The 5121-nt window shown below is 34.0% G+C and carries 6 protein-coding genes; 4 read left to right on the forward strand and 2 right to left on the reverse strand.

Annotated elements, in window-relative coordinates:
* The 3 genes from H1P_RS30955 to H1P_RS30965 form a co-directional block, all read left to right on the forward strand.
* Positions 1-384, forward strand: a 384-nt coding sequence (locus H1P_RS30955; RefSeq protein WP_144874981.1) for a transposase, incomplete at its 5' end; no start/stop codon positions are given.
* Positions 385-657: 273 nt separating this feature from the next.
* Positions 658-1821: a pyridoxal phosphate-dependent aminotransferase gene (locus H1P_RS30960; RefSeq protein WP_144874983.1), complete on the forward strand. Its 1164-nt coding sequence runs from the start codon at positions 658-660 to the stop codon at positions 1819-1821.
* A 40-nt stretch (positions 1822-1861) separates the two neighbouring features.
* Positions 1862-2344 (forward strand): gluconokinase, encoded by a 483-nt coding sequence (locus H1P_RS30965; protein ID WP_144874985.1) that lies wholly within the window; start codon positions 1862-1864, stop codon positions 2342-2344.
* Positions 2345-2359: 15 nt separating this feature from the next.
* Here H1P_RS30965 and H1P_RS30970 read toward each other — a convergent pair whose 3' ends face one another.
* Together H1P_RS30970 and H1P_RS30975 are read right to left on the reverse strand one after the other, a co-directional pair.
* Positions 2360-2647: a GNAT family N-acetyltransferase gene (locus tag H1P_RS30970; protein WP_186376245.1), complete on the reverse strand. Its 288-nt coding sequence runs from the start codon at positions 2645-2647 to the stop codon at positions 2360-2362.
* A 62-nt stretch (positions 2648-2709) separates the two neighbouring features.
* A complete protein-coding gene (locus H1P_RS30975) occupies positions 2710-2904 on the reverse strand; it encodes a hypothetical protein (RefSeq protein WP_144874989.1) in 195 nt (64 codons plus the stop codon).
* 368 nt (positions 2905-3272) lie between these two features.
* Here H1P_RS30975 and H1P_RS30980 point away from each other — a divergent pair, with 368 nt between their 5' ends.
* On the forward strand, positions 3273-5039 hold the full coding sequence (locus tag H1P_RS30980; RefSeq protein WP_144874991.1) for a dynamin family protein: 1767 nt from the start codon (positions 3273-3275) through the stop codon (positions 5037-5039).
* Positions 5040-5121: the final 82 nt, after the last annotated feature.

The raw sequence follows: 5121 nt of genomic DNA on the forward strand, positions 1-5121 counted from the left end.
GTATTACCTCTACTAGATGAAATTAAAATTCAAACAGTCAAACCAGGTCGCCCTAGACGAAGATTTTCAGTGTTAGCAGCAGACAAGGGATATGATAGCCATGAGAAGCGAGAGCAATTAAGAAAAAGAGGTATTAGACCACAATTCCCCAAAAGAGTCTACAAATCAAAAAAACATCGTGGAAGACCAATTAAAAGTGATACACCACGTTTTCAGCAAGAAAGATGTACACCACGTTTTCAGCAAGAAAGATGTTTCTCTTGGTTTCAAAGAAAATATAGACGTTTAGTGGTTCGTTGGGAACGTCAATCTCTTGTTTTTGATGGTTTTTTGACTTTGGCAACTATTCATATGTGGATTACCAAAATCATATTAGTGGGATAGGTTCATACCTTCAAGTTTGCATTCTCCTATAAAGTTATCTCCATGCTTTTCGTACCAACAAAGCTTATGTTGAATTTGACTGAATTCCATTTTTACTTCGTCCTTATAATTTAGGTGTTGCATCCCTTTGAGAAAGAAAGACACTAAAATAATCACTATGTCAGGAAATAAATGTAAATAAAATCTCAGTATTTGGCTAAACTGAGGAGATACTTAGAGAAAGTATCGTAAAACACTAATCGCCGATCCGCGAAATTCTGACCCATAATATCAATGAAATTAGCAGCAAGAGTCAATCAAGTCCCTCCTTCCCTTACCCTCGCTATCTCCGCCAAAGCGAAAACCCTGAAATCTTCAGGAATTGATGTTTGCAGTTTTGGTACTGGAGAGCCAGATTTTCCGACTCCGCAACATATTTGCGATGCTGCCAAAAAAGCCTTAGATGAAGGTAAAACTAAGTATGGTGCTGCTGCGGGAGAATTAGCTCTACGAAAAGCTATTGTTGATAAGTTACAAACAGCCAATAACCTTAGTTATTCACCCGATAACATTATTGTCACCAATGGCGGGAAGTTTTCTCTTTATAACTTGATGCAAACCTTAATTGAAGCAGGGGATGAGGTGATTATTCCTGCACCCTATTGGTTAAGTTATCCTGAAATGGTCAAGCTAGCTAGTGGTACTCCTGTGATTGTGGAGACTATAGAAGCGAATCAATATAAAATTACTCCTCAACAACTTCAAGCAGCGATTACTCCTCGCACTAAGTTATTTATTCTCAATTCCCCTTCCAATCCCACAGGAACAGTTTATACTCCCGATGAAATTCGTGCTTTAGCGGATGTGGTTGTGCAGAATGATATTTTGGTGGTTTCTGATGAAATCTATGAAAATCTGCTTTACGACGATGCTCAACATTTAAGTATTGGCGCAGTTAATCCTGAAATTTTCCAGCGCGCTATTATTTGTAATGGTTTTGCGAAAAGTTATTCAATGACTGGTTGGCGTGTTGGTTATACTGCTGCACCAGATGAGATTATTAAAGGGATGGTTAAAGTTCAAGGTCATAGTACGTCTAATGTCTGTACTTTTGCTCAATATGGAGCGATCGCTGCCTTAACTGAATCTCAAGACTGTGTCAAGCAAATGCTTTCTGCTTTTGCTGAAAGAAGAGAATATATCTATCAAGCGGTTAATAGTATTTCTCTGCTATCTTGTCCTAAGCCTTATGGGGCATTTTATGTTTTTATTGATATTAGTAAAACTGGTAAAACCTCTCTTGATTTCTGTAATAGTTTACTAGAATCATTGCAGGTAGCAGCAATTCCTGGTATTGCTTTCGGTGCAGATAGTTGTATTCGTCTTTCCTATGCTACAGATATGGATACTATTAAAAAGGGGATAGAAAGATTAGATCGATTTGTTAATTCTCTTTAGTCTAGTTATTTATTATTTAACTCTCATTTTTCTGATTGCGATGTTCTACCTAATTATGGGTGTATCTGGTTCGGGAAAAACAACTATCGGCAAGTTATTAAGCGATCGCTTGAACTGTCAATTTTATGATGCTGATGATTTTCATCCCTCTAATAATATTGAGAAAATGAGTCGGGGAATACCCCTTAATGATAACGATCGCTTACCCTGGCTATTAAAATTAAACGATATAGTCTCTAATGCCATAAAAGAAGGAAAATCGGGAGTTATGGCTTGTTCTGCGCTAAAAGAGCAATATCGCCAGATAATTGGTAGAAACTACCCTCAAAAAATTACCTGGATTTATCTTCGTGGTGATTATGCTACTATTCGCGATCGTCTTGAAAAGCGTTCTAATCATTTTATGCCAGAAGATTTATTGTGTAGCCAATTTGATGCTTTAGAAGAACCCCATAATGCGATAAATGTCGATATTTCTTTTGATGAAAACAAGCTCATAGAGCAAATTACTAATCAGTTATAATTGATTGTTATTATTCTAGATAAGTTGCATCTTATAATGAGTTTTTGTTTCTGCAAAAATCTTAAAACCCAAGCTTTGATATAGTCTAATAGCAGGATTGCCTTTGAGTACTTGTAACCAAATAGATTGATATTTAAATTGGTTTTGTTCGATAACAGACTGTAATATTTTTGTCCCAATACCTTGATTTTGATAAAGATTTTTAATCTGAATTTCTCCTAAATAAAGATTCTTAGTTTTTGGTACTATTTTTAGAAAACCAATAATTGATTGTTGTTCTTGAATAACTACAGCGTCTTGCACAACTATCTAGTACATCATATTATCCATTGGTTTTATAACGAAGAGAATTAACTTATCTGTGTTTATCTGTGGACGAATTGTACCGTCTCAAATTGAAATGAAATTCGCTGTATATAATCATTATAAATAAACTTCTTTTTAAATAAATCATTATCCCAAGGATAGTTTTGTTCTACATACTCTCGCATATTTTGAGTATGAGTTCGATCTAATACATCCAAATCATCTTTACTTGCTGTACGGAATGTTATCTCCATTACGCTGAATTTATATCCTTGTTGTCTTATACCAATTTGATAAATAGAAAGCTACACATAAATTTAATCCAAAGGTAGGGTGGGCATTGCCCACCCTACTCTTGATAACTCAAAAAACTAATAATACTGAATTTTAAATAATACCGTTTCTCGAAACTAGCTATTATAATAAATTTCTTAAAGCATTGTTTTTAATGACTTTTAACTTCAAACTAAATATCTTATTAATGCGTGATAACTGATATAAAGATCGGATTAATCACATTTAAAGTTCAGATTAATTTTAAATCATCAAGACTTGAATCACCGAATTACTAAAATAAGAGTGCTATCTATAAAATACTACAAGTAGATTTCATGAGTAAAATATGACTAATAAAGCTGATAATCAAAGTTTTTCGGATAATTTAGAACAAGTTACTCAAATTCGTCAAGAAATTGCTAATGACCTTGATATTATAGCTGATAATTTAGAAACGGCTGATTTAGAAGGATTAGAATACGCGATCGCAGATATTAAGCAAAAAAGCCATAATTTGCGAGATGGTGTGTTTCGTATTTTTGTTTTAGGTGATGTTAAACGCGGAAAAAGTACGGTTATTAATGCCTTGATTGGAGAGGATTTATTACCCAGAGATGTTAATGCTTGTACTGGACTTATAACAGTATTACGTTATGGTGCAGAGAAAAAAATTACTATTTATTTTAAAGATGATACTCCACCAGAAGAAATTGATTTTGATACTTTTAGACAAGACTATACAGTTAGTGTTGATGAGGCTAAAAAGTTAGATAGTTCTGATAGTTTAGCTTTTCCGAATGTTCAATATGCTGTAGTAGAATATCCTTTAGCTTTATTAGAATCAGGTATTGAAATTATTGATAGTCCTGGTTTAAATGATACAGAAGCCAGAAATCAACTATCTTTGGGTTATGTTTACAACTGTCAGGCAATTTTATTTGTCTTGCGAGCAGTACAGCCTTTTACTTTAGAAGAAAAACGTTACTTAGATAACTATATTAAAGATCGGGGATTAAATGTTTTCTTTTTAATTAATGGTTGGGATGAAATTGCTAATGAATTAATCGATCCTGATGACCAAGAAGAATTAGCAGCCATAGAAGCCAAATCCCGTGAATACTTCCAAGCAAAACTAACAGAATATTTACCATTAGGAACAAGTTACCAAGACAGAGTATTTGAAATTTCTGCTTTAAATGCTTTACGTTCTCGTTTAAAAAATAATACTGATAATTTAGCTGCAACGGGTTACACAAAATTCACTACTACTTTAAATAATTTTCTTGCTGAAGAAAGCGCAATAGCTGAATTAAATCTCGTTAAAATATTAGCAGAACAAACTTACAATCGTGTTCATGAAATAGTAGAAAGACAGATTCCTTTATCAGCACAAACTGAAGCTGAATTACAAGCAAAAATAGCTGAGATTAAACCAGAATTTACTCAATTAGAAAAAATACGCGATCGCTTAATTCAAGAAATAGAAGCACAGCGCGATTTGAAAGCAAAAGCTATTGCCAATTCTTTTGAAGATTACGTATTAAGAATGGAAAATAGTTTTGAAGTCGATTTCTTTCGTTATGAACCAGAATTAGAGACTTTTGATTTCTTGATTCCTAGTAAAAGAGATGAATTTTATGCAGCTTTTAAAAAGGGTTTTGATACCTATGTTACTAATGAATTAGCAGCTTGGGAAAAAGAAGCAGAAAAAGACTTAGAACAAGCTTTTACAGAAGTATTAACTATCACTGAAAAATATAATCAAACCTATCACGAAATCACCGAATCAATTAATACCAAACTGATCGGACGTAAAATAATTTATCTAGATCGAGAACAAAAAAAAGCTAAATACCAGTGGAAAAACTGGACAATAGGTTGTTTAGCCTTAGCCAGTGGTAACGTTGCTGGCGTTGCTCTAGCTGGTGCGGGTTTCAATTGGAAAAGTGTCTTAATTAATTGGCTCTCAGTATTTGGTATAAGTAGATTTGTGGCGATCTTTACTGGTATGATGCTCACCCCCTATGCTGCCCTAGCTTTGGGTTTGGGAGTTGCAGGAGTACAAGTTGGGGACTTGCGCAAAAATAAACTACCATTCACAGAGGAGCAATAGTAATGTCCCACTTTGGTAAATTTTCCGAAGGATGCCAAAATTGTTGATAAAAATGTAACTCAGACGATTGAATAGTAATTCC

Origin of the sequence: Hyella patelloides LEGE 07179, assembly GCF_900659865.1 — a bacterium.
Classification (GTDB): Bacteria; Cyanobacteriota; Cyanobacteriia; order Cyanobacteriales; family Xenococcaceae; genus Hyella; species Hyella patelloides.